The sequence below is a fragment of the Arthrobacter sp. STN4 genome, from assembly GCF_024539665.1.
Classification (GTDB): domain Bacteria; phylum Actinomycetota; class Actinomycetes; order Actinomycetales; family Micrococcaceae; genus Specibacter.
In genome coordinates this window covers 17,360-43,720 of the sequence record NZ_JAKZGX010000033.1, presented here as the reverse complement: position 1 = coordinate 43,720, position 26,361 = coordinate 17,360, and the positions used below count along the sequence as shown (strand labels likewise).

23 protein-coding genes are annotated in these 26,361 nt (G+C 68.3%); 8 read left to right on the top strand and 15 right to left on the bottom strand.

The window, feature by feature from the left end; genetic code table 11:
* Positions 1-545 precede the first annotated feature (545 nt).
* On the top strand, positions 546-950 hold the full coding sequence (locus MMF96_RS17435) for a YciI family protein (RefSeq protein WP_176615950.1): 405 nt from the start codon (positions 546-548) through the stop codon (positions 948-950).
* A 112-nt stretch (positions 951-1,062) separates the two neighbouring features.
* Positions 1,063-2,103 carry a DUF6596 domain-containing protein gene (locus MMF96_RS17430; protein ID WP_309145239.1) on the top strand — a complete coding sequence of 347 codons (1,041 nt, stop codon included), beginning with the start codon at positions 1,063-1,065 and terminating at the stop codon, positions 2,101-2,103.
* Between the two features lie 37 nt (positions 2,104-2,140).
* Here MMF96_RS17430 and MMF96_RS17425 read toward each other — a convergent pair whose 3' ends face one another.
* From MMF96_RS17425 to MMF96_RS17395, 7 genes are all read right to left on the bottom strand, one after another.
* Entirely contained in the window at positions 2,141-4,531 is a 2,391-nt protein-coding gene (locus MMF96_RS17425) for an excinuclease ABC subunit UvrA (protein ID WP_256884274.1), read from the bottom strand.
* Between the two features lie 68 nt (positions 4,532-4,599).
* Positions 4,600-4,956 carry a VOC family protein gene (locus MMF96_RS17420; protein WP_176615952.1) on the bottom strand — a complete coding sequence of 119 codons (357 nt, stop codon included), beginning with the start codon at positions 4,954-4,956 and terminating at the stop codon, positions 4,600-4,602.
* A 99-nt stretch (positions 4,957-5,055) separates the two neighbouring features.
* A complete protein-coding gene (locus MMF96_RS17415) occupies positions 5,056-5,583 on the bottom strand; it encodes a GNAT family N-acetyltransferase (RefSeq protein WP_256884273.1) in 528 nt (175 codons plus the stop codon).
* Positions 5,576-5,872 carry a hypothetical protein gene (locus MMF96_RS17410; RefSeq protein ID WP_256884272.1) on the bottom strand — a complete coding sequence of 99 codons (297 nt, stop codon included), beginning with the start codon at positions 5,870-5,872 and terminating at the stop codon, positions 5,576-5,578. Before MMF96_RS17410 ends, MMF96_RS17415 begins: the two co-directional genes overlap by 8 nt.
* A 138-nt stretch (positions 5,873-6,010) precedes the next feature.
* Positions 6,011-6,760 (bottom strand): aminoglycoside phosphotransferase family protein, encoded by a 750-nt coding sequence (locus MMF96_RS17405; protein ID WP_256884271.1) that lies wholly within the window; start codon positions 6,758-6,760, stop codon positions 6,011-6,013.
* A gap of 135 nt (positions 6,761-6,895) precedes the next feature.
* Entirely contained in the window at positions 6,896-7,438 is a 543-nt protein-coding gene (locus MMF96_RS17400) for a GNAT family N-acetyltransferase (protein ID WP_176615956.1), read from the bottom strand.
* A 105-nt stretch (positions 7,439-7,543) separates the two neighbouring features.
* On the bottom strand, positions 7,544-10,339 hold the full coding sequence (locus tag MMF96_RS17395; protein WP_256884270.1) for an aconitate hydratase: 2,796 nt from the start codon (positions 10,337-10,339) through the stop codon (positions 7,544-7,546).
* A gap of 252 nt (positions 10,340-10,591) precedes the next feature.
* Here MMF96_RS17395 and MMF96_RS17390 point away from each other — a divergent pair, with 252 nt between their 5' ends.
* Positions 10,592-11,248 carry a peptide deformylase gene (locus tag MMF96_RS17390; RefSeq protein WP_371130848.1) on the top strand — a complete coding sequence of 219 codons (657 nt, stop codon included), beginning with the start codon at positions 10,592-10,594 and terminating at the stop codon, positions 11,246-11,248.
* Positions 11,249-11,318: 70 nt separating this feature from the next.
* A complete protein-coding gene (locus MMF96_RS17385; protein ID WP_256884269.1) occupies positions 11,319-12,197 on the top strand; it encodes a methyltransferase domain-containing protein in 879 nt (292 codons plus the stop codon).
* Between the two features lie 26 nt (positions 12,198-12,223).
* On the opposite strand, the gene MMF96_RS17380 is transcribed toward MMF96_RS17385, so the two are convergent.
* Positions 12,224-12,931, bottom strand: coding sequence for a YitT family protein (locus MMF96_RS17380; protein WP_218062958.1), 708 nt, complete (start codon positions 12,929-12,931; stop codon positions 12,224-12,226).
* Between the two features lie 59 nt (positions 12,932-12,990).
* On the opposite strand from MMF96_RS17380, the gene MMF96_RS17375 reads away from it, so the two are divergent.
* The 4 genes from MMF96_RS17375 (at position 12,991) to MMF96_RS17360 (ending at position 16,555) form a co-directional block, all read left to right on the top strand.
* The gene (locus MMF96_RS17375; RefSeq protein ID WP_176615959.1) at positions 12,991-14,400 is read left to right on the top strand and encodes a PLP-dependent aminotransferase family protein; all 1,410 of its coding nucleotides are present in this window, start codon (positions 12,991-12,993) and stop codon (positions 14,398-14,400) included.
* Positions 14,401-14,463: 63 nt separating this feature from the next.
* Positions 14,464-14,949, top strand: coding sequence for an NfeD family protein (locus MMF96_RS17370; protein WP_256884268.1), 486 nt, complete (start codon positions 14,464-14,466; stop codon positions 14,947-14,949).
* Positions 14,950-15,040: 91 nt separating this feature from the next.
* Positions 15,041-15,976, top strand: a complete 936-nt coding sequence (locus tag MMF96_RS17365; protein ID WP_176615961.1) for an SPFH domain-containing protein — start codon at positions 15,041-15,043, stop codon at positions 15,974-15,976.
* A gap of 237 nt (positions 15,977-16,213) precedes the next feature.
* Entirely contained in the window at positions 16,214-16,555 is a 342-nt protein-coding gene (locus tag MMF96_RS17360; RefSeq protein WP_176615962.1) for an RNA polymerase-binding protein RbpA, read from the top strand.
* 106 nt (positions 16,556-16,661) lie between these two features.
* Here the strand turns inward: MMF96_RS17360 and MMF96_RS17355 are convergent, their stop codons facing one another.
* The 7 genes from MMF96_RS17355 to MMF96_RS17325 form a co-directional block, all read right to left on the bottom strand.
* Positions 16,662-17,390, bottom strand: coding sequence for a polyprenol monophosphomannose synthase (locus MMF96_RS17355; RefSeq protein ID WP_176615963.1), 729 nt, complete (start codon positions 17,388-17,390; stop codon positions 16,662-16,664).
* 563 nt (positions 17,391-17,953) lie between these two features.
* The gene (locus tag MMF96_RS17350) at positions 17,954-19,591 is read right to left on the bottom strand and encodes an amidohydrolase (RefSeq protein ID WP_256884267.1); all 1,638 of its coding nucleotides are present in this window, start codon (positions 19,589-19,591) and stop codon (positions 17,954-17,956) included.
* A gap of 82 nt (positions 19,592-19,673) precedes the next feature.
* The gene (locus MMF96_RS17345) at positions 19,674-22,538 is read right to left on the bottom strand and encodes an RNA helicase (RefSeq protein WP_256884266.1); all 2,865 of its coding nucleotides are present in this window, start codon (positions 22,536-22,538) and stop codon (positions 19,674-19,676) included.
* 96 nt (positions 22,539-22,634) lie between these two features.
* Positions 22,635-23,423, bottom strand: coding sequence for a twin-arginine translocase subunit TatC (gene tatC / locus MMF96_RS17340; protein ID WP_176615966.1), 789 nt, complete (start codon positions 23,421-23,423; stop codon positions 22,635-22,637).
* A 59-nt stretch (positions 23,424-23,482) separates the two neighbouring features.
* Positions 23,483-23,767: a Sec-independent protein translocase subunit TatA gene (gene tatA / locus MMF96_RS17335; protein ID WP_176615967.1), complete on the bottom strand. Its 285-nt coding sequence runs from the start codon at positions 23,765-23,767 to the stop codon at positions 23,483-23,485.
* 22 nt (positions 23,768-23,789) lie between these two features.
* Positions 23,790-24,122 (bottom strand): hypothetical protein, encoded by a 333-nt coding sequence (locus MMF96_RS17330; RefSeq protein ID WP_256884265.1) that lies wholly within the window; start codon positions 24,120-24,122, stop codon positions 23,790-23,792.
* A gap of 48 nt (positions 24,123-24,170) precedes the next feature.
* Complete coding sequence (locus MMF96_RS17325) at positions 24,171-26,267, bottom strand: YafY family protein (protein WP_256884264.1); 2,097 nt, start codon at positions 26,265-26,267, stop codon at positions 24,171-24,173.
* Positions 26,268-26,361 lie beyond the last annotated feature (94 nt).

The following is a 26,361-nucleotide window of genomic DNA, read 5'->3' as shown; positions in this document are numbered from 1 at the left end:
TCATCCGGATGGCCGCGGCCAAGACCTACTCCCAAACCCACCACGCAGCATGATGATTTGACGAGCACTTTAGCTGAGGCACGCGGGAAGCATTTCGCGAGCATCTTGACATGAGGCACCACGGTACTTTCTTTGCCTCCTTGGCACTAGAAAATGTGTCGGAAACCCGCAAAGCCCATCACGGGGGTCGCCGTCGTGCGGGTCAAGGGTCGCGCGGATGCCACGGCAGCCCCCGGACCGCGGACGCGTGGGAGTTGACTGGCTGGCTGACGGTATGTCCTTGCCCGGGTTGGACCGGGCAGACCCATGGGTCCGCGGCACGCCGAGCGTGCGTACGCGACCAAAACCCACAAGGTACGTGGGCTGCAGTGACAGGGCGTCGAGAACTGACCAACCGGGGACGTAACCACCAAGACGTGGAAAAACCAACGTTGTGAGGAACAGCACTCCCTGCGCGGCAATTCGATGTCGAGAACGTACGATCAGTTCCGTCCCAGTATTGATCGCGGCCACAATGGGCCATACCGCAATATAAGGAGAATACGATGAAGTACCTGCTGCTCAAGCACTACCGCGGAGCACCGGCGCCCGTCAACGACGTCCCCATGGACCAGTGGGCGCCCGAAGAAATATCCGGGCACATGAAGTACATGGGTGACCTGGCCGCCAGCCTGGTGGGCAGCGGCGAGTTCGTGGACGGCCAGGCACTTGCCCCCGAGGGGACCTTCGTCCGTTATGACGGCGAGGGACGGCCGCCAGTCACCGACGGCCCCTTCGCCGAGACCAAGGAGCTCATCGCAGGCTGGATGATCGTCGATGTCGACAGCCATGAGCGTGCCCTCGAACTGGCCGGGGAGCTCTCGGCGGCCCCGGGCGCCGGTGGCAGGCCGCTGCAGGAATGGATTGAGGTGCGCCCGTTCCTGGAGGCGCCACCGACGGTCACGGAGTGACACCGACGTGGACGAAGCACTCCTTCGCACTCTCCCACCTGCAGTAATCGGCGTCCTCGTCCGCCGCGGAGCAAACTTCGCCGCGGCCGAGGACGCAGTCTAGGACGCATTGGTGGAAGCGCTGCGAACCTGGCCCGCTGATCCGCCCCGGGATGCGAAAGGCTGGCTGGTCAGCGTCGCTTGGCGGAAATTCCTCGACGCAACCAGGTCGGACGCCTCGCGCCGGCAGCGCGAGGAACGCGTTGATGACGAGCCGGTGCCGGGGCCCGCCAACGCGGTTGATGACACCCTCCAGCTCTACTTCCTGTGCGCCCACCCGGCATTGACGCCTGCCTCCTCGGTTGCCCTCACCTTGCGTGCCGTCGGCGGGCTGACCACGCGGCAGATCGCTGCGGCGTACCTGGTGCCGGAGGCGACCATGGCGCAGCGCATCAGCCGAGCGAAGCGGACCGTCTCCGGCGTCCGGTTTGGCCAGCCCGGCGACGTGGCCACGGTGCTTCGCGTCCTCTACCTGGTGTTCAACGAAGGGTATTCCGGCGACGTCGATCTCGCCGCCGAAGCCATCCGGCTGACCCGCCAGCTCGCCGGCATGATCGACCATGAAGAGGTGGCGGGGCTGCTCGCCCTGATGCTGCTCCACCATGCCCGGCGCCCCGCCCGCACAACGCGCGACGGCCTCCTGGTGCCGCTCGCCGAACAGGACCGCGGCCTGTGGGACCGGGGCCTCATCGGCGAGGGCGTCGGGATCCTGCAGGCGGCCCTGGCCCGCGACAGGCTCGGTGAATACCAGGCCCAGGCTGCGATCGCCGCCCTCCACGCCGACGCTCGCAGCGCCGGGGAAACCGACTGGGCGCAGATCACGGAGTGGTTTGACGAACTGGTGCGGCTGACGGGCAGCCCGATCGCCCGGCTCAACCGGGCCGTGGCCGTGGGCGAGGCCTACGGTGCCCCTGCCGGGCTGGAGGCGCTGTCCGCGTTGGCGGCCTCGCTCCCCCGCCATGCCGCGGTGGCCGCGTACCTGCACGAGCGCAACGGCGAGCCGGCTGCAGCGGCAGAACTCTACGCGGAGGCGGCCCGGAAGGCGCCCAACCTGCCCGAACGCGAACACCTGCTGCGGCAGGCCGCGCGGTTCAACGCCCGCCCCCGGCCGTGAACGAACATCCGGGACGCGGCCGGTACCCGGTGCGGCGTCAGGCGCCGACGTAGGCGGCCAGGTGCTCCCCCGTCAGCGTCGCCCGCGAGGCCACCAGACCGGCCGGCGTGCCCTCGAAAACAATCGATCCGCCGTCGTGCCCGGCCCCGGGGCCGATGTCGATGATCCAGTCCGCGTGGGCCATGACCGCCTGGTGGTGCTCAATGACGACGACCGACTTGCCGGAGTCCACAAGCCGGTCCAGCAGGCCCAGAAGGTTCTCCACGTCGGCCAGGTGCAGCCCGGTGGTGGGTTCGTCCAGGATGTAGACCCCGCCCTTCTCCCCCAGGTGCGTGGCGAGCTTGATGCGCTGCCGCTCGCCGCCGGACAGCGTGGTGAGCGGCTGCCCGAGGCTGAGGTAGCCAAGCCCGACGTCGGCCAGGTGGCCCAGGATCTTGTGGGCCGCGGGGATGCGGGACCCGCCGTCGCCAAAGAACTCCAATGCTTCGGCGACCGGCATGGCCAGCACCTCGCTGATGTCCTTCCCGCCCAGGCGGTAGTCGAGGACGGCGGCCTGGAAGCGTTTTCCGCCGCACTCCTCGCAGGGGGTGGAGACGGTGTCCATGAAGCCGAGCTCGGTGTAGATGACGCCTGCTCCCTTGCAGACCGGGCAGGCGCCCTCGGAATTGGCGCTGAACAGCGCCGGCTTGACGCCGTTGGCCTTGGCGAAGGCCTTGCGGATCGGGTCGAGCAGGCCCGTGTACGTTGCCGGGTTGCTGCGCCGGGAGCCCTTGATTCCGGCCTGGTCGATGGTCACCACCCCGTCACGGCCGGAAACCGAGCCGTGGATCAGCGAGCTCTTGCCCGAGCCGGCCACGCCGGTGACGACGGTCAGCACGCCCAGGGGAATGTCGACGTCGACGTCCTTGAGGTTGTTGGTGTTGGCGCCGCGCACCCCAAGCGCCCCCGACGCCTTGCGCGGGTTGTCCTTCAGCGACGCGCGGTCGTCAAGGTGCCGCCCGGTCAGGGTGCCGCTGGCACGCAGCCCGTCCACCGTCCCCTCGAACATGACCTCCCCGCCCTGGGAACCGGCAAGGGGTCCCAGGTCGATGACGTGGTCGGCGATGGCGATCGCCTCCGGCTTGTGCTCCACCACCAGCACCGTGTTGCCCTTGTCGCGCAGCTGCAGCAGGAGCTTGTTCATCCGGGCGATGTCATGCGGGTGCAGGCCGATGGTCGGTTCGTCAAAGACGTACGTGATGTCCGTGAGCGAGGAGCCCAGGTGCCGGATCATCTTGGTCCGCTGGGACTCGCCGCCCGAGAGCGTGCCGGTGGGGCGGTCCAGGCTAAGGTAGCCGAGCCCGATGTCCACGAACGAATCCAGCGTGTCCGCCAGCGACCCCAGCAGCGGCGCCACGGACGGCTCGTCCAGCCCGCGGACCCAGGCGGCCAGGTCGCTGATCTGCATGGCGCACACCTCGGCGATGTTCAGCCCGTTGATCTTTGAGGACCGGGCCGGCGCGGCCAGCCGGGTGCCGTCGCATTCCGGACAGGTCCGGAAGACGACGGCACGGTCCACGAACGCACGGACGTGCGGCTGCATGGCATCGCGGTCCTTGGACAGCATTGACTTCTGGATCTTGGGGATCAGCCCCTCATACGTGAGGTTGATGCCCTCGACCTTGATCTTGGTGGGCTCCTTGTGGAGCAGGTCGTGCAGTTCCTTCTTCGTGAACTTGCCCAGCTTCTTGTCCATGTCAAAGAAGCCGGAGCCGGAAAAGATGCGCCCGTACCAGCCGTCCATGCTGTAGCCGGGAATGGTGAGGGCACCCTCGGAAAGGGACTTCCCGGCGTCGAACAGGGCGTCCAGGTCAAAGTCGCTCACGGCCCCGCGGCCCTCGCAGCGCGGGCACATGCCGCCGGTGATGCTGAAGCTGCGCCGCTCCTTGACCGTCTGTCCGCCCTTTTCGATGGTTACGGCGCCGGCTCCGCTGACCGAGGGCACGTTGAACGAATACGCCTGCGGTGAACCGATGTGGGGCCGGCCGAGCCGGCTGAAGACGATGCGCAGCATGGCGTTCGCATCCGTGGCCGTGCCCACGGTGGACCGGGGGTTGGCGCCCATGCGCTCCTGGTCGACGAGGATCGCCGTCGTCAGCCCCTCCAGCACGTCCACGTCGGGGCGTGCCAGCGTCGGCATGAAACCCTGGACGAAGGTGCTGTAGGTCTCGTTGATCATGCGCTGGGATTCGGCGGCAATGGTGCCAAACACCAGGGAACTCTTGCCGGAGCCGGACACGCCGGTGAACACCGTCAGCCGGCGCTTGGGGATCCCAACGCTGACGTCCTTGAGGTTGTTCACCCGGGCGCCCTGCACGCGGATGGTCTCGTGGCTGTCGGCGATCCGCAGTGCCTGCGGCTCCCGGGCGGTGGTCGTGTCCGTGCTCATCCTGGCTCGTTTCTTTGGGGCTGGTGCTTGCGGTCCACTTTATCGGCGTGGCCGGACGACGGCGGTGCTCACCGGTCCTCCACGACGCCCAGGACATTTCCGTCCAGGTCGGTGACGCTGGCCACCCAGCGGGTGCCCCCGACGTTGTGGGCCGGCTCCGTGACCGTGGCTCCGGCGGCGGTCAGCTCGGCCAGCTTGGCGTCGATGTCCGCCACCTGCCAGTAGGCCACTGGCGAGGCCATCGCCTGCGGTCCGCCGTTGGGCACCAGCCCGATGTGCTGGCCGGCGGCGTCGAAGCCGACATAGTAGGGCGAATCGGCCTGCGGTTCCGTGCCGAGCAGGGCGGCGTAAACCTTCTTGGCGGCCTCGAGGTCCTTGACCGGGTGCAGCACGATCTTGATTCCTTCAGTGGGTGAAGCGGCCATGACGGCTCCTTGGTCTGGGGGCCTTGCAGCCCTGGTTTTCCCGATGGGTCCAACTCTAGGTGCAGGGTGCCCGCGGCGCTTCTTGGATCCTGCCCGGTCCTAGCGTCCCGGGCGCCGGGCCCGCATCAGCAGGCCTGTTCCGCCCGTGAAGGTCGTCGTGTGGAACCGGGATGCCCGCGCGGCCTCCGAAAAGCCCCACTGGCGGTGAAGTTCGATGGAAGGCAGGTTGCCGGCGTTGACCACATACCAGGCGGTCCCGCTTCGCTCCCAGATCCAGTCCAGCCGTGCGTTCGTCAACGAGGTGGCCACGCCGCGCCGCCGCAGGGCCTGCAGCACTGTCACCCCTCCCAGGTAGTGCCCGGCGGGGGCGGCACCGTCCGCGTGGTCCCAATAATGCGTCTTGGCCCAGCCGGCCAGGCGGCCGTCGACGGTTGCGGCGACCACCAGCCGGCCGGGGTCCGATATGGCGGCGGCCAGGGACTCCATGGTGTTGGCGGGCCGCCCAGCCAGGTCGTTCACCTCCAGAATGGCGGGGATGTCCAGGTCCGACGCCGGCCGGACAGCCACGCGAAAGGGCTCCCCTCCCCGGTCACCCGGGGAAAACCCGGCAAAGCCGCTGCTATTCATGGTCCCTTCCGCCCCGCCCTTTGGCCTTGTCCGCAAGCCGATCCCCGAGCACCGCAGCCAGGGCGGAAACGTCCACCCCTGAATCCGTCGGCACGCTGACCACCGTGGCGAGCCCGAGTGGCTGCGGGTGGTCCATCCACTCGGCCCAAGGCCCGAAGGACGACTGGCCGGCCGGATGGATGGTGTGCCGTTCGCGGGGAGCGAACCACCACGACTTGACGATGGCACTCCCGGGGACAAGGCCGGCCAGCTGCCACATGGTTTCGGATGCCAGGGCCCCCCAGTGCACCGCTGCCCACCGTCGTGCCGCAGATGTCCGCCAGCAGCTCCTTGATGGCGTCCTTGGATATGACGGGCACGGGCAGGGCTGCGCCCAGGGAACTGGCCAGGGTGGTCTTTCCGGAGCCCGGTAGTCGATTGACCAGGATCAGCTGCCGGGCGATGGTTCCAGCCCTTTCGGCAAGGCAGCCAGGAACCGGGCGTCGCGCTCATACATAAGGGCGTCGACGTTCAGGTCCGGCTTGTCCAGCTCAATTGCCTTGCCCCGGGACATGTCGGCCAGGTCCCACAGCCTGATCATGGCCACCCGGAGCACGTCGTCCCACGTGGCCTCGGATCCGTAGGCATCCAGGATCACCTGGACCCGCCGCCGGGCCTGGTCCATGCCCGGGGCGTTCGACGGCGGCTCGTGCGTCAGCGGGACGGCCCGCGTGGCGAAGTAGGCCAGGTCCCAGAGCCGCGGGCCGGGCGAACACATGTCAAAGTCAATCGCGCCCACCAGCCGGCCGCCGTCAAAGGCCAGGTTGTGGGGGGCAAAGTCGTTGTGGCAGATGACCTCTGCCGGCACCTTGGCCGGGGACTGCCAGAGGGCGCCGTCCAGGCCGAAACCAATGCTCGCGTCGTGCAACTGCCGCAGCCTGCGCGCACCGTCGGCAAGCACGGACTCGGCCCACACCCACGCTGGCAGCGGGTACAGGGGCACCTCTCCCCCAACGAAGCTCAGCCGCTCGCGGGGGCCCTCAACGCCGAGTGGCTGTGGAATCCAGTCCACCCCGGCGCGGGCCAGGTACCTCAGGTAGCGGTGCACCGTGGGTGTCCACGGCCCGGCGTGGCGGGTGACGGTGTCGCCGTCGCGCTCCACCACGTTCATGTTGCCGCCCGGCAGAAGTTCAGTCATGGTGGCCTTTGGTTCAGGGTGGTTTCGGGTTTCGGGTTTCGGGTTTCGGGTTTCGGAACGGACACAGCATGCCGATACACCGACCTCAAGGGTCCGGTGCGGCATCCGCGGCACCGGCAGGGCCGGGAATGCGGGCTATGCGTCCGCCGGCGGTTTCTTGGCAACGAACAGCTCGCAGCTGGCGTTGTAGTACTTTTTGGACAAGCCCTTGGCCTTCATGCCGATCCGCAGGCAAACGCTCTGGGATGCCTCGTTGGCCGGGTTGGTGACGGCCACGACGCGCTCCAGCCCGTGGGCAAAGGCATGCGCCAGGACCGCCTCGGCGGCCTCCGAGGCAAAGCCGCTGCCCCAGTAGTCCGGGTGCAGGTGCCAGCCAATTTCGACGTCCCCGGAGGGCTGCAGCGGCTCCTCGCCGGAGGCGGGAATGGGCTTGAGCAGCAGGGTCCCGACCAGTGCCCCGTCCTCCTTCCGGGTAACGGCCCAGACGCCGTGCACCGGGTGGTCAATGGCCTGGAACCGGGCCACACGTTCGGCTGCTTCCGAAAGGCTCTCCATGACGCGCGGCTCATTGCCGATGAAGCGCTGCACCACCCACCGGGAGTACAGGTCATACACAAAATCAACATCGGAGTCTTGCCATGGCCGCAGTAAAAGTCGTTCCGTAGTTATGGTCTCCATCCCTCCATCATGCATGGTTTGGTCCGGGTTCGGGCCCGCCCGCAGCTACCGTTTGCGTAACAAAGTCCTCCCCGGCAGCCTTGTCAAGACCAGCCGGCGCCGCGCCTATGCCTCCAGCAGCTGGCGCAGCACGTATTGCAGGATGCCGCCGTGGACGTAGTAGGCCTCCTCGGCAGGCGTGTCGATGCGCAGCGTGGTGGCGATGTCGCGCGAAGCGCCGTCGGACTCGACGCGGACCGTGACCTCGCGCGGCAGCGGATCCGCCCCGGCCAGCCCGAGCACCGAGTACGTTTCCAGCCCCGTCAGGCCCAGCGATTCCGCCGTGTCCCCGTCCTTGAACTGCAGCGGCAGCACGCCCATGCCGATCAGGTTCGAGCGGTGGATGCGTTCGAAGGAGGCCGCAATGACCGCCTTGACGCCCAGGAGCATGGTCCCCTTGGCGGCCCAGTCGCGCGAGGACCCCGAACCGTAGTCGGCGCCGGCAATCACCACCAGCGGCGTCCCGCCGGCACGGTAGGCGTTGGCGGCGTCAAAGATGGTCTCCACCTCTCCGTCGGCTGAGCGCTTGGTGAAGCCGCCCTCGACGCCGGGCACCAGCAGGTTGCGCAGTCGGATGTTGGCAAAGGTGCCGCGGATCATGACGTTGTGGTTGCCGCGGCGGGAACCATAGGAGTTGAAGTCGGCCTGCGCCACACCCTGCTCGAGGAGGTATTGCCCGGCCGGCGAGGACTTCTTGATGTTCCCGGCCGGGGAGATGTGGTCCGTCGTGACCGAGTCCCCCAGCAGGGCCAGCACCCGGGCGCCGGTGATGTCCTGGACCGGTTCGGGCTCGCGGGCCATGCCGTCGAAATAGGGCGGCTTGCGTACATAGCTGGACGTGTCGGACCAGGCAAACATGTCCCCCCGGGGAACGTCCATGCCGCGCCAGTTGTCGTCGCCGTGGTAGACGTCGGCGTAGCCGTCGGTAAACATTTGGGCCTCCAGGCTGGCGTCCACGGCGGACTTGATCTCCGCCGCCGTCGGCCAGATGTCCTTGAGGAATACCGGCTTGCCGCCGCTGCCCTCGCCCAGCGGCTCGTTGAGCAGGTCGACGTGCATGCTGCCTGCGAGCGCGTAGGCGATGACGAGGGGCGGGGAGGCGAGGAAGTTCATTTTCACCTCGGGGTGGATGCGCCCCTCAAAGTTGCGGTTGCCCGACAGCACTGCCGCGACCGAGAGGTCCTTGCCGTTGACTGCCTCGCTGACGGCCGGGATGAGGGGCCCGGAGTTGCCGATGCAGGTGGTGCAGCCGTACCCGACCAGCTCAAAGCCAAGCTTTTCCAGGTAGGGCGTGAGGCCTGCACGGTCCAGGTAGTCGGTCACCACGCGCGAGCCGGGCGCCAGGGTGGTCTTGACCCAGGGCCTGCTGGAGAGGCCCAGTTCGACGGCCTTCTTGGCCACGAGCCCAGCGCCGACCATGACGGAGGGGTTGGAGGTGTTGGTGCAGGAGGTGATGGCGGCGATGACCACGTCGCCATGGTCCAGGGTGAGGTCCTGCCCGTCCAGGACCAGCGCGGCCGGGTCGCTGGGCCACTCGAGTTCCTCGCCGCCGTCGTCCTCGAAGGTGCGCGGGGGTTCATCCTTCTCGTTGCGGCCGGTGATGGACACGGGGTCGCTGGCGGGGAAGGACTCGTCGCCGGCCTCGTCGAGGCCGGCCATGACAGCCACTTCCTGCGACTCCCCTGCCAGGAGCCCGCGCACGGCACGCTTCGCGCTGGCCAGCGGGATCCGGTCCTGGGGGCGCTTGGGGCCGGCAATGGACGTCTCCACGGTGGAAAGGTCCAGCTCCACCACCTGGCTGTAGTCCGGGGTGTGGTTGGGATCGTGCCACATGCCCTGTTCCTTGGCGTAGGCTTCCACGAGCTTGATCTGGTGGTCGCTGCGGCCGGTCAGGTGCAGGTAGTCGAGCGTTTCCTGGTCAATGGGGAAGATGGCGCACGTGGAACCGTACTCGGGGCTCATGTTGCCCAGCGTGGCCCGGTTGGCCAGCGGCACGTTCGCCACCCCGGGCCCGAAGAACTCGACGAACTTGCCCACCACGTGGGTCTTGCGCAGCAGCTCGGCCACCGTCAGCACCAGGTCGGTGGCCGTGGTTCCCTCCGGCAGCTCACCGGTGAGCTTGAAGCCCACCACCTGCGGGACCAGCATGCTCATGGGCTGGCCCAGCATGGCCGCCTCCGCCTCGATCCCGCCCACACCCCAGCCGAGCACGCCGAGCCCGTTGACCATGGGCGTGTGCGAGTCGGTGCCGACCAGGGTGTCTGGGTAGGCCTGCCGTACGCCGTCGTGCTCCCTGGTGAACACAACGCGCGAGAGGTACTCCAGGTTGACCTGGTGGCATATGCCCGTGTCCGGGGGCACCACGAGGAAGTCGTTGAAGGACTGCTGGGCCCAGCGCAGGAGCTGGTACCGTTCCTGGTTGCGCTTGAATTCATACTCGGAGTTGATGGCGAAGGCGTGGGGGACGTTGAACACGTCGGCGATGACGGAGTGGTCAATGACCAGCTCGCCCGGGATGAGCGGGTTGATCTTTTTCGGGTCCCCGCCCAGGTCCGACATGGCATCGCGCATGGCCACCAGGTCCACCACGCAGGGCACGCCGGTGAAGTCCTGCATCAGCACCCGGGCCGGGGTGTACTGGATTTCGGCGTTGGCCCCGGCGGCGGGGTCCCAGTCCCCCACTGCCCTGACCTGGTCCGCGGTGACGAGCCGGCCGTCCTCGTTGCGGAGCAGGTTTTCCAGCAGGACCTTCAGGCTGTAGGGCAGCCGGGCCGAGCCGGGAACCTTGTCCAGGCGGTAAATTTCGTAGTCCTGGCCGTCGACGGTGAGGCCGCTGCGTGCATCGAAACTGTTGGAAGACATGGCAATCCTTTTTCTCAGCTACCCGTTTTAGCCCACACTAGCCAGAACCCGGCAGATATCAAGGGTGCACAGGACGCCCTTGGCCGGGCGGGCTTTGGCACAATGGATTCAACCACCTACTGCACCCAAGGAGCCCGCCATGAAGTCCGTCCCGGAAGACGAGCTGGACACCGTCGGTGAAGGGCCGGGCAGGACAACCGGCAGGACCGGCGCCTGCCCCGCCGTCGTAGCCCGGCGCATCCAGGACGGACAGTGAACGGGCCCGCATCCGGCGGCCTCCCCCTGTTCACGGACGACGACGTCCGGGCCGCCGTCGACGCGGTCCTGGCCGGGGACGGGCTGCCCGCCATCGTCCAGGCGGGCCACCCCGTGCTGCGCGCCCGGGCCGTGCCGTTCACCGGCCAGATTCCCGCCGGACAGCTGGCCCGCCTCGTCGGGCTGATGCGCCAGGTAATGCACGCGGCCCCCGGCGTCGGGCTGGCCGCACCCCAGATCGGCATCCCGCTGCAGCTCGCCGTGCTCGAGGACCTCTACGACGTCCCCGCGGGGAATGCCGAGGCCCGGGACCGCCGGCCGCTGGAATTCCTGGCCGTCCTCAACCCGCACTACACGCCCGTCGGGACGGAAACGGCGTCGCACTACGAAGGCTGCCTGTCCGTGTCCGGCTGGCAGGCCGTGGTTGGACGTGCCGCCACGGTTGACCTGGCGTACGACGACGTCCAGGGGCACCCCGTGCTCCGCCGCCTCTCCGGGTGGCAGGCCAGGATCGCCCAGCACGAGACCGACCATCTCTCCGGGATCCTCTACCTGGACCGGGCGCACACCCGCTCTCTGTCCTCCAACGGCGAGTACGCCGCCCGCTGGGCCGCCCCGGACATCACCGCCGCACGGGCCGTGTTGCACTTCTGAGGCGGCCCGGACCGGCGTGGGCCCGGGCCAGGATGAACTTGGGCCGGGTGAACCAACCTAGGATGATTTCATGGACAACAGCGCGCTCGACGCCCTCATCTGCCCGGTCTGCGGGCTCGAATTCATGGACGTGCTTCCCGGGGAGAACACGCTGGCGTGCATTGACGGCCACAGTTTCGACATCGCCCGGCAGGGGTACGTAAACCTGCTGACCGGACACGGCACCAAGTTCACCCACGACACTGCCGCCATGGTGGCCGCCCGTGACGCGTTCCTGGAGGCCGGGCACTATGCGCCGCTGGCTGACGCGCTCGCAGGCATGGTCCGGCCCGTCCTCGCGGCGACGGGCGCTGCGGGCGGCGGTGCTGCCCCACGCCCCATGGTCCTTGACGCCGGTACCGGAACGGGATGGTACCTGCACCAGCTCCTGGACCGGCTGGGCGGCGGCGTGGACGCCGTCGCGCTGGACATCTCCAAGTTCGCACTGCGCCGGGCGGCCCGGCGCAACCCGGGCGCCGCCAACCTCGCCTGGGACCTGTGGCAGCCGCTGCCGGTGGAAGCCGGCAGGGCCGACGTCGTGCTGGTGGTCTTTGCGCCGAGGAACGCGGCGGAGTTTGCCCGCGTGCTCAGGCCCGGAGGGCTGCTGGTGGTGGTGACGCCCCGGCCGGGGCACCTTGCCGAGATTGCGCAGCACGCGGGCCTGTTGGGGATCCAGCCCGACAAGGAGGCGTCCCTGGCCGCGTCCCTGGCATCGCATTTTGTGCTGGAGAGCGCACTGCCCGTGTCCATTCCCCTGCACCTTTCGCCCGCCGACGTGGCCAATGTGGCCCTCATGGGTCCGGCCGGGCACCACATCGAGGTGCAGGAGCTGGAACGGGCCGCCGCGGCGCTGCCGGAGCGGACGGACGTGACGGCAGAATTCATGCTCTCCGCCTTCCGCCCCCGCTGACCCCGGGACCGCACCCGGCCCGGACGTCAGGGCAGGGGGTTGGTGCCTTCGCCTGCACACAGGGCGGCGGTGTCCGGCCCCGCCGGTTGATGGATGGCGATGTCCACGAGGTGGGCCTGCGGCCGCCTGCCGTGCAGGTCCACCTGCAGCCACTTGAGCGTCAGCTGGGTGAGCGGGCCGACGCCCAGGGCAAAGGCGGCCGTCCCGGCGCCCACCACGCCCCCCATGAAGAACCCGACCACCACCACGGTCAATTCGAGGCTGGTGCGGATCATCCAGACCGGCCGGCCGGTCACCCGCACCAGCCCGGTCATCAAGCCGTCGCGCGGCCCGGGACCCATTCCGGCGCCTATGTAGAGGGCCGTGGCAAAGGCCAGGGTGAACAAGCCGGCGGCAAAGAGCATGCACTGCAGGACCAGCTGGCCGGCCTGCGGGATGATGGCGAGGCCCCAGTCGGCGAAAACGCCGATGAGCACGGCATTGGCGATGGTCCCCAGGCCTGGCTTTTGCTTCAACGGGATCCAAAACAACAGGACGATGCCGCTGATGATGATGGTGCACAGCCCAAACGAGAGCCCGGTGGTCCGTGCGGACCCCTGCGCAAAGACATCCCACGGCGAGGCGCCGATGTTGCCCCGGATCATGAGGGAAATGGCAATACCGTACAGGAACAGGCCCGCGAGGAGGCGTACAAGCCGGACGGGAAGGTTCTGGGTTGTAAAGGCACGCTGCATATGGCTAGTTTAGCTAAACTGGACTGCTTCAATAGAGCCAATTGAACTAAGGTGGATTCATGAACTCCCTTGTCACCGGACGGCGACTGGCCCGCGAGCTGGGTGAATGGCGGTCCTCCGGGCCCGCCTACCGGGCCTTGGCGGACCGGATCAGGGTGCTGCTGCTGGACGGCCGGCTCTCCAGCGGCACCCGGCTCCCCGCCGAGCGTGAACTCAGCGGCGCGCTGGAGCTCAGCCGCACCACCGTGGCGGCGGCCTATTCAAAGCTGCGCGACGACGGCTATCTCGCCAGCGTGCGCGGCTCGGGCAGCATCGTCATCCTGCCCGGACGCGAACGCGGTGAGCACACGGGCGGCAACGGGCTGCCCCTGGACTTTACGAAGGCCATCACCTCCGCCTACCCGGGGTTGGCCGCCGCGTACTCCGACGCCGTCGAAGTGCTTCCCGGCTACCTCGGCCACGACGGGTTTGACATGGTGGGCCTGCCGGACCTGCGGGAGGCCATTGCCCAGCATTACCGCGACCGGGGCCTGCCAACCTCGGCCGGGGAGATCATGGTGACCACCGGCGCCCAGCATGCGCTGAACCTGGTGACCGTCAGCCTCCACTCCGCGGGCGAGAGGGTCCTGGTGGAACAGCCCACCTATCCGCACGCCCTGGACACCTTCGCCTCCGTCGGGGCCCGCATGCTTTCCTTCCCGGTCAGCGCGGACGGCGGCTGGGACCTCGCGGAGGCCGTGCTGCAGATCCGGCGGGCCGCCCCGAGCCTGGCGTTCCTCATGCCCGACTTCCACAACCCCACCGGCATGAGCATGACCATTGCCGAGCGCGAGCACCTCACGGCCGCCGCGGCCCGGGAGGGGACGGTGCTCATCGCCGACGAAACCACGGCGCTGCTGGACATCAACCGGGGTGAAATGCCGCCCCTGGCGTGCTTCTCCCCCGGCGTGGTAACGCTGGGATCGCTGGGAAAGATTGCCTGGGGCGGCCTGCGGATCGGCTGGATCCGCGCCCCGCGGGACGTGCTGGCCAGGATCCTGCGCAACCGGGCCGCACAGGACCTGGGCACACCCCTGCTGGAACAGCTTGTGGCCACCGCACTGGTCCGTGAGCTGCCCGTGCTGGCCGCGAGCCGGAGCCGGGAGCTGCTGGTGCGCCGGGACGCCCTGGTCGGTCTGGTCCGCCGGCACCTGCCGGAGTGGGACGTCCGGGTGCCCGACGGCGGGCTGTCCCTGTGGATCAACACGGGCACCGTCTCCACCTCGGCGCTGGCGCTGGCTGCCCGCGCGGAGGGCCTGGGCCTGGTCGCCGGCCCGCGGTTTGGGCTGGACGGCGCCTTTGAACGGTTCCTCCGCCTGCCCTTTGGCCACGAAGTGGAACAGCTCCGGGACGCCGTGGAGATCCTTGCGCGCATCAGCTCCCGGGTGGGTCCGGACCCCCTGCGCATGCCCCAGCAGGCAGTGATCTGAACAGGATATTCCACCATATACGTAGTAGGCTTGACTGTAGGTAAAGTCACAAAGGGGGACTCAATGCTTGAATGGATTAATGACTTCGGCTGGATTATCTGGCTGACTGTTTTCCTGCTGCTTGCGGTCGCTGAAATGCTGACATTGAACCTGTATTTCATCCTGATGTCCGTCGGCGCACTGGCGGCACTCGTGGCCTTCCTGTTCCACGCCGAGCTTTGGCTCCAGATCGTCATCTTCTGCGTCGTGGCGCTGGCCACCACCGTGCTCATCCGGCCGCTCGCGCTGGCGCACCTGCGCCGCGGGCCGGCCGATTCCCTCTCCAACATTGACCGCCTGATCGGGCACCACGCCGTGGTCCTGGAGGCCGTGTCGGCAAACAGCGGACTGGTGAAGATCGGCGGGGACGTCTGGACGGCCCGGACGCGGGGCGGGGCCGACGTCCCGGCGGGCGCGTCGGTGGAGGTGGCCGCCATCGACGGGGCCACGGCCATCGTCAGCTCCCCCACCGTGCACAAGTCGACGGGAACCGCCACCACCATCGCCTAGCGCCTTTCTGTCCCGGCAGACGGGCCCACCACCTGCCTGTGCCACAAGGCACCGGAACACGCATTCTTCACACAGAAAAAGAGGGGATTTCATGGGAGACGGAGCCGGAGCAATAGTTTGGCTGTTCGTAGTAGTTGTCCTGCTGATATTCGTCGTCATTGTCCTGGTCCGATCGGTGCGGATCATTCCGCAGGCCCGGGCCGGCGTCGTCGAACGGCTGGGCAAGTACCAGCGCACGCTCAATCCGGGCCTGACGGTCCTCATTCCGTTTGTGGACCGGTTGCTGCCGCTGCTGGACCTGCGCGAACAGGTGGTTTCCTTCCCGCCGCAACCGGTGATCACCGAGGACAACCTGGTGGTCTCCATCGACACCGTGGTGTACTTCCAGGTCACCGATCCCCGGGCGGCCACCTATGAGATTGCCAACTACATCCAGGCTGTGGAACAGCTGACCACCACCACCTTGCGTAACGTGGTGGGCGGGCTGAACCTTGAGGAGGCCCTGACCTCCCGTGACCAGATCAACGGCCAGCTGCGCGGCGTCCTGGACGAAGCCACCGGCCGCTGGGGCATCCGCGTCAGCCGTGTTGAGCTCAAGGCCATCGATCCGCCACTGTCCATCCAGGACTCCATGGAAAAGCAGATGCGTGCAGAACGTGACCGCCGTGCCGCCATCCTGACGGCGGAAGGCACCAAGCAGTCAGCCATCCTGACCGCGGAGGGTGAACGCCAGTCCTCCATCCTGAAGGCCGAAGGCGACGCGAAGGCGGCCATCCTGCGCGCCGACGGTGAGTCCCAGGCCATCCAGAAGGTCTTTGACGCCATCCACAAGGGAAACCCGACGCAGAAGCTGCTGGCCTACCAGTACCTGCAGACACTGCCCAAGATTGCCGAAGGCAGCTCGAACAAGCTGTGGATCGTCCCCAGCGAGGTGGGCGAGGCCCTGAAGGGCATCGGCAACGTCCTTGGCGGCGCCGCGGCCGGCACGGACGACGCCGCCGACGTTGCCCGGGATGCCCTGCCGTAGGAAGACACCATCCGGCGCCGGCCGCACGGCCAAGCACGTATAATGGATGCTTGGCCGTGCGGCGTTTTGCCCGGCCTTATTTTTCTCGCTGCCCGGGTACCTGCGGAACATCTGCGCCCGGCAAAGCGTTGAAGCAATCAGAAAGATGGTTTTTTCGCTGTTTCCGCCCGGAGGCGGACGGCGGAAGCCAAGGCTCCGGTCGGGTTTGTCCGCCGGCATCAACATGAGGGAGAAGTCATGAGCGATCGTAGCTTGCGCGGCATGCGTCTGGGCGCGCAGAGCATGGAGACCGAGTCCGGCGTGGAGCCGGCCCCGCGGCAGCGCGTGGAGTACCGTTGCGCCGACGGCGAGCAGGTATTCGTGACGTTCTCTTCGGAGGCGGAGATTCCCGCCACCTGGGTGTCCAAGACGGGCAAGGAGGCGCTGCTCGTCAACGGCGAAGCGCCCGACACATCCAACGACAAGCCCGTCCGCACGCACTGGGACATGCTGTTGGAGCGCCGCTCCATTCCTGAGCTGGAGACGATCCTGGCCGACCGCCTCACGATCCTGCGCGAAAAGCGCGGCGAGAAGGTCTAGGCATCCGGCGGCGCCCTGCACCGCGGGGGGCCGTAAAACGCACGAGGGGCGGGCAATTTCGAGTCATCGAAACTGCCCGCCCCTCCTGCGTGGGTCGCGGTCCGGCCTAGGACCGCCCGGTGAGCTTGTGCCACCGGGCGCCCAGGCCCCACTTGGTCACATTGAGCATGGCTTCCTGTACAATGTTCCCGCTCATCTTTGACGCGCCAAACTCGCGCTCCACGAAGGTGATGGGAACCTCCACGACCCTCATGCCCTTTTGGCACACGCGCCAGAGCATGTCGACCTGGAAGCCGTAGCCCACCGAGTCGACCGCCGAGAGGTCCAGGGCCTCCAGGGTGGTGCGGCGGAAGGCCCGGTAGCCGCCGGTGATGTCCCGGACGGGGATGCCGAGCAGGATGCGCGAATACAGGCTGCCGCAGGTGGAGATCAACTTGCGGTGCAGCGGCCAGTTGACCACCTTGCCGCCGGGCACCCAGCGCGAGCCCAGCACCAGATCGGCCCCCTGCTCCAGGGCGTCCAGCAGCAAGGGCAGTTCCTCCGGCTGGTGGGAGCCGTCGGCATCCATTTCGACGAGGACGTCGTAGCCGGCATCCAGGCCCCAGGCAAAGCCCGCCAGGTAGGCGGCGCCGAGTCCTTCCTTGCCGGCCCGGTGGAGGACGTGGACCTGTGCGTCCGATGCCGCGAAGTCGTCGGCCAGGCGTCCGGTGCCGTCCGGGCTGTTGTCGTCGGCAATCAACACGTCAACGTGTGGCACGGCAGAGCGCAGCCGCGCCAGGGTCTTGGGCAGTGACTCAAGCTCGTTGTACGTGGGGATGATTGTCAGGACACGCAACACAGGTGCCTTTCCGTGGGAAACAGTGGGGTTGGACGGCGTCGGCGCCCACCGGAGCGGGCTGCCGGCAGGGTCCGCGGGCAACGGCTGTCCGAAATTGACGCTGCCGCAGCGGGCGGGGTGCCAAGTCCCCAGTATAGGCGACGGGCCGGGCGCTCCTGCAGCCCGGCGTCCGGCTGCGGTGCCCTCGGGCCAGGCCCGTGCGGTGTTCCGGGCTGGAGGGGGGACGGAAAAGAGATAAGCCCACGCGCCTTCGGGCCAAGCCGGGCCGTGCCTGTGGGAAGCACCCCAGGTGGGTTCAATCGGCTTGTTTTCTACTGACGCGTGAACTTATCTCCCAAATGCCGGAAACAGGGCATGGCCAGCAAGCTGGCCCAAGCCGGGTCCGGCCGGGATCCCCCATCCGGGGTCGTCCGCTTCAATAAAAGCTAATTCCCGCCACGTCCGCTGTCAACACGGCCCTGACCTGCGGCGATCCGCGTCGCTGCAGGTCAGCGGCCTGCGCCGCGGGGCGGAAAGTTGCCCCACCACGGCGTGTCGCCTGCGGCCGGGCGTGGCGGCCGTCAGCTGAAGTCCGGTGCCGCGAAGAGTTCGCGGCCGCGGTGCACCGTCTGCAGGCAGCGGGGGGCGTTTTCCGTGTCGAGAGCCGGCAACAGGGGAGTGCCGGCGCGAGGGTCCGTGGACCAGGACTGCACCCGTTCATCGGCCACCTGGACCATGAGCTGGTCAATTTCCCAGACCGCGAAACTGGCGGGCGCACCGGGCGCCAGCTGGCCCAGCATGGGGTTGGAGCCGCGGGCGGCACGCCATCCGGCCCGCGTGTGCCCAATGAACGCGGCCCGGGCCGAGATGCGTTCGCCCGGCTGGTGGTGGTTCAGGGCCGCCTTGACGCTGGCCCAGGGGTTGAGCGGGGTGACGGGGGCGTCGGACCCAAAGCAGACCGGCACGCCCGCGGCATAGAACGCCGCCACCGGGTTCAGGCCGGCTGCCCGTTCCGCGCCCAGGCGCCGGGCGTACATGCCCTCGCCCCCGCCCCAGAAGGCGTCAAAAACGGGCTGCACCGAGACGGTGACAGCGTGCCGGGCGAGCACCTCCATGGCGTCGGAATCGACCATTTCGGCGTGTTCAAAGCGGTGGCCGGCCGCACGGACCTTGTCCAGGCCGACGCGTTCGGCTGCCTTGATGAGACCCTCACAGGCGATCTCCATGGCACCGTCGCCAATGATGTGGAACCCGCCGGAGATGCCCAGCACGGAGGTGGCGGCCAGATGGTCGGCCACCTGCGTTGCGTCCAAGTAGGCCTGCCCGCAGCTGCCAGGGGCACCGGCGGAAAGGTCGGCATAGGGTTCGCGCAAAAAGGCGGAATGAGAGCCCAGTGAGCCGTCGATGTTCAGGTCACCGGCGAGGCCCAGGACAGGGGTGCCCAGGGACGCGAGCAGCTCGCGGCCCTGCTCGACGCTGGAGACGGCCTGGCCCCAATACGGCAGGACCTCAGGCAGGGCCGACGCTGCGCCGTCGGCAGTCAGGGCCGCCAGCGAGGCGAGGTCGGCCGGGGACCCCACGTGGGGGGCGGCCATTTCCGCCAGGGCCACGTAGCCGTTGGCGGCGGCGTGGCGCAGTGCACGCTCCTGGACCGCCTGCAGGCCCGCGCCGTCCAGCGCCCGGGTGGCGGACCGGGCGGCGGCATGGGCCCCGCCGGTGACCAGCCCGGTGCCGTCCCAGCCCGGCAGCTGCGCCAGGCCGCACCGTTGGGCCAGGGCGCCGGAGACGACGGCTGAGTGGACGTCCACGCGTGCCAGGTACACCTCGCGGCCTCCCGTGGCCCGGTCCAGCTCCGCGGCCGTCAGCGGCCGCTGCACGGCCCAGTCGGAGTCATCCCAGCCGTGCCCGAGCACCGGGCCGGTGCTGCCTGCCGACGCTGCCGCCACCAGGTCCAGGGCCTGCTCCACGGACCGTGCCCCGGACAGGTCCACGGAGTCGAGGGCCAGGCCGGTCTCCGTGACATGGACATGGGAGTCCACGAACCCCGGGGTGATGAGCGTGCCGTCGAGGTCCACGAGCCGCATCCGGTCGTCGAGCAGCGACGACGCAGCGTGTTCGGAGCCGACCCAGGCGACGGTGTCGCCGTCCACCAGCATGGCCGTCGCGAACGGGTCGGCTGCGCTGTAGACGGAACCGTTGCGGTACATGGTCAGAGACATGGGGAAAGTGTTCCTTTCGTAGGACGGGGCAAATCTGGACCGGGAGGGCCAGTACGGCACGGCAGGGGAAGGGGGACGCGCGCTAGTCGACCACGGTGGTGTACGCCACCACGCCGCGGCGGATCCGTTGGATGGCCTCAATGCACAACCGGGAGAAGCCCCGTTCCATTCCCGGCACCTTGGCCAGCTGGTCGAGCAGGTCCACCACCTGCTTGGTCCAGCGCACAAAGTCGCCGGCGGCCATGTCGGTGCCCTTGAGGGCGTCCTGAAGGCTGCGCGCCCGGGCCCACTTGTACATGGGCCACACCAATCCCAGCTCCGGTTCCGCCGTCAGGGGCAGGCGGTGCGTTTCCTCGGCGTCCTCCAGCACCGACCAGAGGCGCACCACGGACTCCACCGAGGTCTCCAGGCTGATGCTGGGCATCCTGGGCCGGGCCCCGCCGTCGTCGCGCTTGGCCGTGAACACCACGGTGGTGGCGAAGGCCGCCAGTTCGGCTGCGTCGAGGTCGGCAAAGGCGCCGTCACGCAGCGCCAGTGCGATCAGCAGGTCCTTCTCGCCGTACACGCGCCGCAGCCGTTGGCCGTCGGCGCTGGGACGCAGCTCCCCGGCGTCGTCCCGCTCCACGAAGCCGTAGGCGGCCAGCAGCTCGGTGACCCGGTCAAAGGTCTTGGCGATGGTGTTGGTGCGCTGGTTAATGGCACGGACCAGCCCGTCGGTCTCGCGGCGCAGCTTCCACCAACGTTCGGCCCACCGGGCGTGCTCCTCCCGGTCCGGGCAGCCGTGGCAGGGGTGCGCACGCAGGGCGCGGCGCAGGGTGTCGATGGCTTCGTCGTCGGCGTGGGCCGACGGCTGCCGGCTGAAGGAGGCGGTCCGGTCCGGGGGCAGGGTGCCGCCGCCGGCCACGGCGTCGAGCAGCTGCTGGGCCAGGTTCCGGCGGTCCTTGGGCAGCTTGGGGTTGAAGCCCTTGCCGATGCGCACGCGCGCCAGCGGCAGGGCGGGCCCCTCCAGCTCGTGGATGCCCAGGCGCCGCAGTTCCTTGTTGGCCGTGAGGATGCCGGGGCGCGGTTCGCGGGCCTGCGGATCGGCCTCAAGCACGACGGCGGGACCCGGGTTGGGCCCTGCCGGCACCATGATCACGTCCCCGGGACGCAGCGTGGCCAGGGACTCCGCAACCCGGGCGCGGCGCTGTTTGGCCTTGGCCCGGGAAGCGCCGGACTCGTGGTCGGAGAGTTCGCGGCGCAGCTTGGCGTATTCGTTGAAGTCGCCGAGGTGGCAGGCCATGGCCTTTTCGTAGCCGGCCAGGGATTCCTCGCGGCGCCTGACCTGCCGGGCCAGGTCCACGACGGAGCGGTCCGCCTGGAACTGGGCGAACGAGGACTCGAGGATCTCCCGTGTGCGGCGGCGGCCGAATTGGGCCACCAGGTTGATGCTCATGTTGTAGGTGGGGCGGAAGCTGGAATTGAGCGGGTAGCTGCGGCGTGAGGCCAGCCCGGCGACGGCCGTGGGGTCGGTGCCCGGCTGCCACAGGACCACCGCGTGGCCCTCCACGTCGATCCCGCGCCGTCCGGCGCGCCCGGTCAGCTGGGTGTACTCCCCCGCGGTGATCCCGACGTGGGCCTCGCCGTTGAACTTTTCCAGCTTTTCCAGCACCACGGTGCGGGCCGGCATGTTGATGCCCAGGGCCAGGGTTTCGGTGGCGAACACCGCCCGGACCAGCCCGTCGGCGAACAGCGACTCCACCACCTCCTTGAAGCTGGGGAGCATGCCGGCATGGTGGGCGGCCAGGCCGCGGAGCAGCCCGTCACGCCAGGCCCAGTACCCCAGTACCTCCCGGTCCGAATCCGGCAGTTCCGCGCACGCGGAGTCGACACGGTCCGCAATTTCCGCGCGCTCCGCCGGGGTGGTGAGCCACAAGCCGGCGGCTGCGCACTGCTGGACGGCGGCGTCGCAGGCGGCGCGGGAAAAGATGAAGGTGATGGCCGGCAGCAGCTCGCGGCTGTCCAGGGCCCGGATCACCTGCGGCCGCGAGGCACGCTTGACCATGCCGCCGTCGGACGCGAACGCCGAGGCGCCCTGCCCGCCGTACCGTCCGTCGCGGCGGTCGCGGCGGCCCGGCCGGGAACCGTAGCTGCCGCGGTGCGGCCGGCCCGATTCGCTGCGGGCCAACTTGAGCAGTTCCGGGTTGACCTTGAAGCGGCCGGTGGCGTCGGTGCCCGGCCCAAGCTCGGCGGCAATCTCGTCAAAGGACTTGTTCGTGGCAAACAGGTCCACAATGTCCCGCTGGACCATGACGTGCTGCCACAGGGGCACGGGGCGGTGTTCGGAGACCACCACCGCGGTGTCACCGCGGACAGTGCCCAGCCAGGCACCAAATTCCTCGGCATTGGAAACGGTGGCGCTCAGCGAGACGACGGCCACCTCGGCGGGGAGGTGGATGATCACTTCCTCCCACACGGCACCGCGGAACCTGTCGGCCAGGTAGTGGACCTCGTCCATGATGACGAACGCCAGCCCGGACAGCGTATCCGAGTCCGCGTAGAGCATGTTGCGCAGCACCTCGGTGGTCATGACCACCACCGGGGCTTCGGAGTTGATGCTGGTGTCCCCCGTCAGCAGCCCCACGTTTTTGGCCCCGTACTTGTGGGCCAGCTCCTGGTACTTCTGGTTGCTGAGGGCCTTGATGGGGGTGGTGTAAAACGCCTTGTTGCCCTGGGCCAGTGCCAGGTGGACGGCAAACTCGCCCACAATGGTCTTCCCGGCGCCCGTGGGGGCCGCCACCAGGACGCCGCGGCCCGCAGCCAGGGCACGGCACGCCTCGATTTGGAAGGGGTCAAGCCCAAAGTCAAAGCCCTGCTTGAACGCACCAAACTCGGTGCCGGCATCTGCGGAGATCAGCTTTGCGGCCGCATAGCGTTCGGCGGGCGTTGCGGGTTCGTTCATCGGCATGGATCCAGCCTATGCCAGCCCGGGCCCTGTCCATGCCGCGGCGGCCCCGCCCGGGGCGGGGCTGCCGCAACGGTAGGTCCGGCAGTGTTGGCGGGGTCAGTCGAGTTCCGCGAGCGGCTTGGCCGTGTCCGCCGTGGCCTCGGTTTCGGCCGCAATCTTGGCGTTCCGCCGGTCGCGGCGCTTGTCGTTGAGCATGCACAGGCCGATGGCGCCGAAATACAGCACCAATAGCGGGATCGCCAAAAAGAACATGGACATGACGTCCGAGCCGGGGGCGGCCATGGCGGAGACGATCGTGACGCCCAGGATGGTGAAGCGCCAGGCCTTCAGGTAGGTGGCGCCACGGACCAGGCCAATGGCGTTGAGTGCAAACAGGAGCACGGGAACCAGGAACGCCACGCCCATGAACAGCATCAGCTGCAGGGCAAAGCGCAGGTAGTCCAGGGAGTCCAGGATGTTTGACCCGCCTTGCGGCGTGAAGGACGTCATGGCGCGGACGATGTTGGGCCAGATCAGCCAGCCGGCGTAGATGCCGGCCAGGAAGAGCGGCACGGAGGCGGCCATGTAGGAAAGCGTGTACCGCCGTTCCTTTTTGGTCAGCCCCGGGGTGATGAAGGCCCACAGCTGGTAGATCCACACCGGGGAGGCAATGACAAGACCCAGGATGAGGGCAATCTGCAGCTTCAGGTCAAAGGAGGTGGTGACACCGGAGAAGTTGAGTGAGGCGACGATGCCCCGTTCGCGGCTGATGTCGCGCAGGGGCTGTGTCAGTGCTGCCATCAGGGGATCGTAGATGATCCACCCGATGACAACGCCGGGGAGCATGGCAAGGGCACTCTTGAACAGCCGGTTCCGCGCCTCAACCAGGTGCTCCTTAAGCGGCATGCGGCCTTCAGGATTCGCTTTGCGGCCTTTCGGGGCGTTCACCGGCTCTGCAATGGTTTCTATGACTGGGCGCCGGTACCGGTGCCGGTACCCGTGCCTGACGTGCTGCCCGGCTGGGTCGGGTTGTTCACGATCTTGCCCTCAACGGGGGCTTCAGGGGCCGGGGCCGGGGCCGGCTTTTCTTCCTTGCCGTCGTTCTTCATTTCCTTGACCTCGGACTTGATGATCCGCATGGACTGTCCCAGGCTCCGTGCCATGCCGGGAAGTTTCGGGGCGGCAAAGAGCAGCACCACCACAATGATCAGGACAATAACTACAGCCGGGTTCTCAAATATTCTTCCCACGGTTAACGCCTTTCCTTTTGGTTCATCCTACGTCTTGAAGTGCTTTGATGTCGCGCAAGGATTGGAGCTGTCCGCGTTCTTTCCTGCGGGCGACGCGCTGTTGAAGCCGGGAAAATTGTCGGGCTTCCTTGGCCGCCAGATAATCATCCTTCATTTTTTCAGGCGTTGCAAAGACTGCCGCACCCGGGACGGTGCTGCGGGCTTCGCCCTTTTGCGCCTGTGCGGCCGCCTCCGAGCATTCGGCCCAATGCGTGCCCAGCTGCTCACCCACTTCGTTGACGGCATGCAGCGTCTTCAGCCCGTCCCGCCACACCTTCAGGCCCATGAGGACAACGAAAAGCAGGGCCAGCGCCACGAGCGCAACCCAAATCAAGATCCATGACCACCAAGGCATGTATTAAGTCTAGCGATATTTGCTGGATGTACCCGGCGCGTTTTCGCCCACAGCGTGATCCGGTTCATAGGCGGCCAGGGCTGCCGCGAGCCAGGACCCCACCTGCCGGCACACCGCTTCGGGGGCCAGCACGCGGGCATGGCCGCCCAGCCGGGCCATGAGCGGAGGAATGGTGGCGGAATCCGCCACCAGGATTTGCAGTCCGAGCAGGTCCTCCCGGCCGTTGCCGGGCTCGTGGAGCAGCCCGTCGTAGGCCGGGGCCAGGCGCCGAGCCGTGGCGGGGTCCGCCAGCAGGGAAACCAGGGCATCGGATTCACGGGGCATGTAGGCGCTCTGCGGCACCGCCGCCGGGTCGAGTGCCTCATGACCGGGCAGGTCATGTTCCTGCGGGCCGGCGGCTGCCAGGGACTGGATGTGGTCCACCCGGAAGTTGCGCAGCTCCCCCGCGTTGCGGCACCAGGCGCGCACGTACCAGGCGGAGTCAATCGAGAAGAGCCGGTGCGGCTCTATGGTCCGTTCCGTCAGCTCGTCCCGGCTGCGCACCAGGTAGGTGATGCGGGCCGCCGTCCGTTCCTGGATCATGGCCTGCAGCGCCGCGATGGTCTCCAGCTCGCTGCCGCCCACCAGGGCCAGTGCGACGGCGCCGGCCAGCCAGGCGTCCGGGCCGGCGACTTCGCGCACAGCCTCGATGGCGGTGGCCAGGGACGCGGCCTCGGCGCTGCCCGCCAGGGCGGTGAGCGCGTCCAGGCCGACCAGCAGCGCGCACGCCTCCTCCTGTGTCAGCCGCAGCGGGGCGGACAGCGTCTCGGCGTCGCGGATGTAGACGTGCCCCTGTTCCGTGAAGACATCCATGAGGTCCCCGTGCAGGTAGCCGGGAAGCCCCGTGACGCTGAGGGTGTCCAGGTCCCTTTTAAGCTGGTCCGTGCCGAGGTTGAATTCGGCGGCCAGCTCCGACTCGGGAATGCCGGGGTTGGCGACGAGGAAGGGGGCCATGGACAGCAGCCGCAGCAGGCGTTCGCGTGAATCGGCCTTCCCGCCGGGCAGCTGTCGAATCCTCGCGCCAAGGACCGGCGGCAGGGCAGCGGTGCCCTCGGGGCCCGGCGGGGTTTCCGCCGCGGCGGCCGCGGCCTGAAGGCGGCCGAGGACGGCCTGGCGCAGCGAAGGGGGGTCCTGGACCACGGCAACCGGACCAAGCGAGGCCAGGTCGTCGGCCATCAGCTCCGGTTCCCGGTACGGGACGGAGAGGATTTCGGTGCCCGGGCGCGTCCCCGGACCGGAAACAGTGGTTCCGTTCCGGTTGCGCAGGGAATGGGTGCCGCCCACGGGCACTTCAATGCGGGCCGTGGCCGGTTCGCCGGTCCCCAGGCCCTTGAGCACCTCGGCAATGGAAAACCCGGCCGGGCGCTCAAAGGTGCGTCCGGCGTCGACCGCCACCTCGGATTGGATGCGGGACAGCCGGAAATTGCGTGCCCCCGCACGGCCCTCGTCATAGCCGAACAGGTACCACTGGCCATATTTGCTGCCCAGCCCCCAGGGCTGGACGGTGCGGGTGGTGGTTTCCGCGGCACCCGCGGCGCGGTAGTCAAAGGTGGCCGGGCGGCTTTCGCGCAGCGCAGTCCAGAGCGGTTCGAAGGCGGGCTCGAGGGTGCGGACGCGGGCCTGGACGGTCGTGTCGTCGTCATACCAGCCCAGCCCCGCACGGGTGGCCACCTTGCGCAGCGCGGACTGCGCGGCGCCGCTGAAGGCGGCCCCGGTCCACAGGTTGGCGGCCACTGCCAGCATGGTCATGGCCGGCTCGTCGAGGCGGATCTCGGGCACCCGGTAGTCGGCCGGGTCGATCCGGTACAGGGTCTGCTCCTCGTCGTCGCCGTCGAAGCTGGTGGCGGTCCGGATGGGGATGCCGACCTGCCGCAGCGTGTCCTTGTCCCGCTCAAACATGCGCTCGAAGGCCACCTGTTGTTTCGCCCCACCGGCGCTGCCCCCGGCGGCGGGTGCGTAGCCGTTCACGCGGTCACGGATGAATTTGCGGCTGCGCCCGCGGCGGCTGCCCAGCAGGGCGATGACCAGGTTGAGCAGGCGTTCCACCGAATCGATTTTCTTTGGCACCCCACCAGACTACTGGCTGGCGCGCCGCTTCCCCGCCCGTGGCCGTGCCCTGCCCTCAACGACGCCGGCCCCCAAGCGGCAAGCTTGGGGGCCG

Bases quoted from the DNA above. Each gene is read 5' to 3' on its own strand.
- MMF96_RS17365 (WP_176615961.1), top strand. From the start codon at position 15,041: ATGGGAGACGGAGCCGGAGCAATAGTTTGGCTGTTCGTAGTAGTTGTC.
- MMF96_RS17350 (WP_256884267.1), bottom strand. From the start codon at position 19,591: ATGTCTCTGACCATGTACCGCAACGGTTCCGTCTACAGCGCAGCCGAC.
- MMF96_RS17360 (WP_176615962.1), top strand. From the start codon at position 16,214: ATGAGCGATCGTAGCTTGCGCGGCATGCGTCTGGGCGCGCAGAGCATG.
- MMF96_RS17425 (WP_256884274.1), bottom strand. From the start codon at position 4,531: ATGAGCACGGACACGACCACCGCCCGGGAGCCGCAGGCACTGCGGATC.
- MMF96_RS17405 (WP_256884271.1), bottom strand. From the start codon at position 6,760: ATGACTGAACTTCTGCCGGGCGGCAACATGAACGTGGTGGAGCGCGAC.
- MMF96_RS17375 (WP_176615959.1), top strand. From the start codon at position 12,991: ATGAACTCCCTTGTCACCGGACGGCGACTGGCCCGCGAGCTGGGTGAA.
- MMF96_RS17370 (WP_256884268.1), top strand. From the start codon at position 14,464: ATGCTTGAATGGATTAATGACTTCGGCTGGATTATCTGGCTGACTGTT.
- MMF96_RS17435 (WP_176615950.1), top strand. From the start codon at position 546: ATGAAGTACCTGCTGCTCAAGCACTACCGCGGAGCACCGGCGCCCGTC.
- MMF96_RS17345 (WP_256884266.1), bottom strand. From the start codon at position 22,538: ATGCCGATGAACGAACCCGCAACGCCCGCCGAACGCTATGCGGCCGCA.
- tatC (WP_176615966.1), bottom strand. From the start codon at position 23,423: ATGCCGCTTAAGGAGCACCTGGTTGAGGCGCGGAACCGGCTGTTCAAG.
- MMF96_RS17420 (WP_176615952.1), bottom strand. From the start codon at position 4,956: ATGGCCGCTTCACCCACTGAAGGAATCAAGATCGTGCTGCACCCGGTC.
- MMF96_RS17415 (WP_256884273.1), bottom strand. From the start codon at position 5,583: ATGAATAGCAGCGGCTTTGCCGGGTTTTCCCCGGGTGACCGGGGAGGG.
- MMF96_RS17385 (WP_256884269.1), top strand. From the start codon at position 11,319: ATGGACAACAGCGCGCTCGACGCCCTCATCTGCCCGGTCTGCGGGCTC.
- MMF96_RS17380 (WP_218062958.1), bottom strand. From the start codon at position 12,931: ATGCAGCGTGCCTTTACAACCCAGAACCTTCCCGTCCGGCTTGTACGC.
- MMF96_RS17400 (WP_176615956.1), bottom strand. From the start codon at position 7,438: ATGGAGACCATAACTACGGAACGACTTTTACTGCGGCCATGGCAAGAC.
- MMF96_RS17395 (WP_256884270.1), bottom strand. From the start codon at position 10,339: ATGTCTTCCAACAGTTTCGATGCACGCAGCGGCCTCACCGTCGACGGC.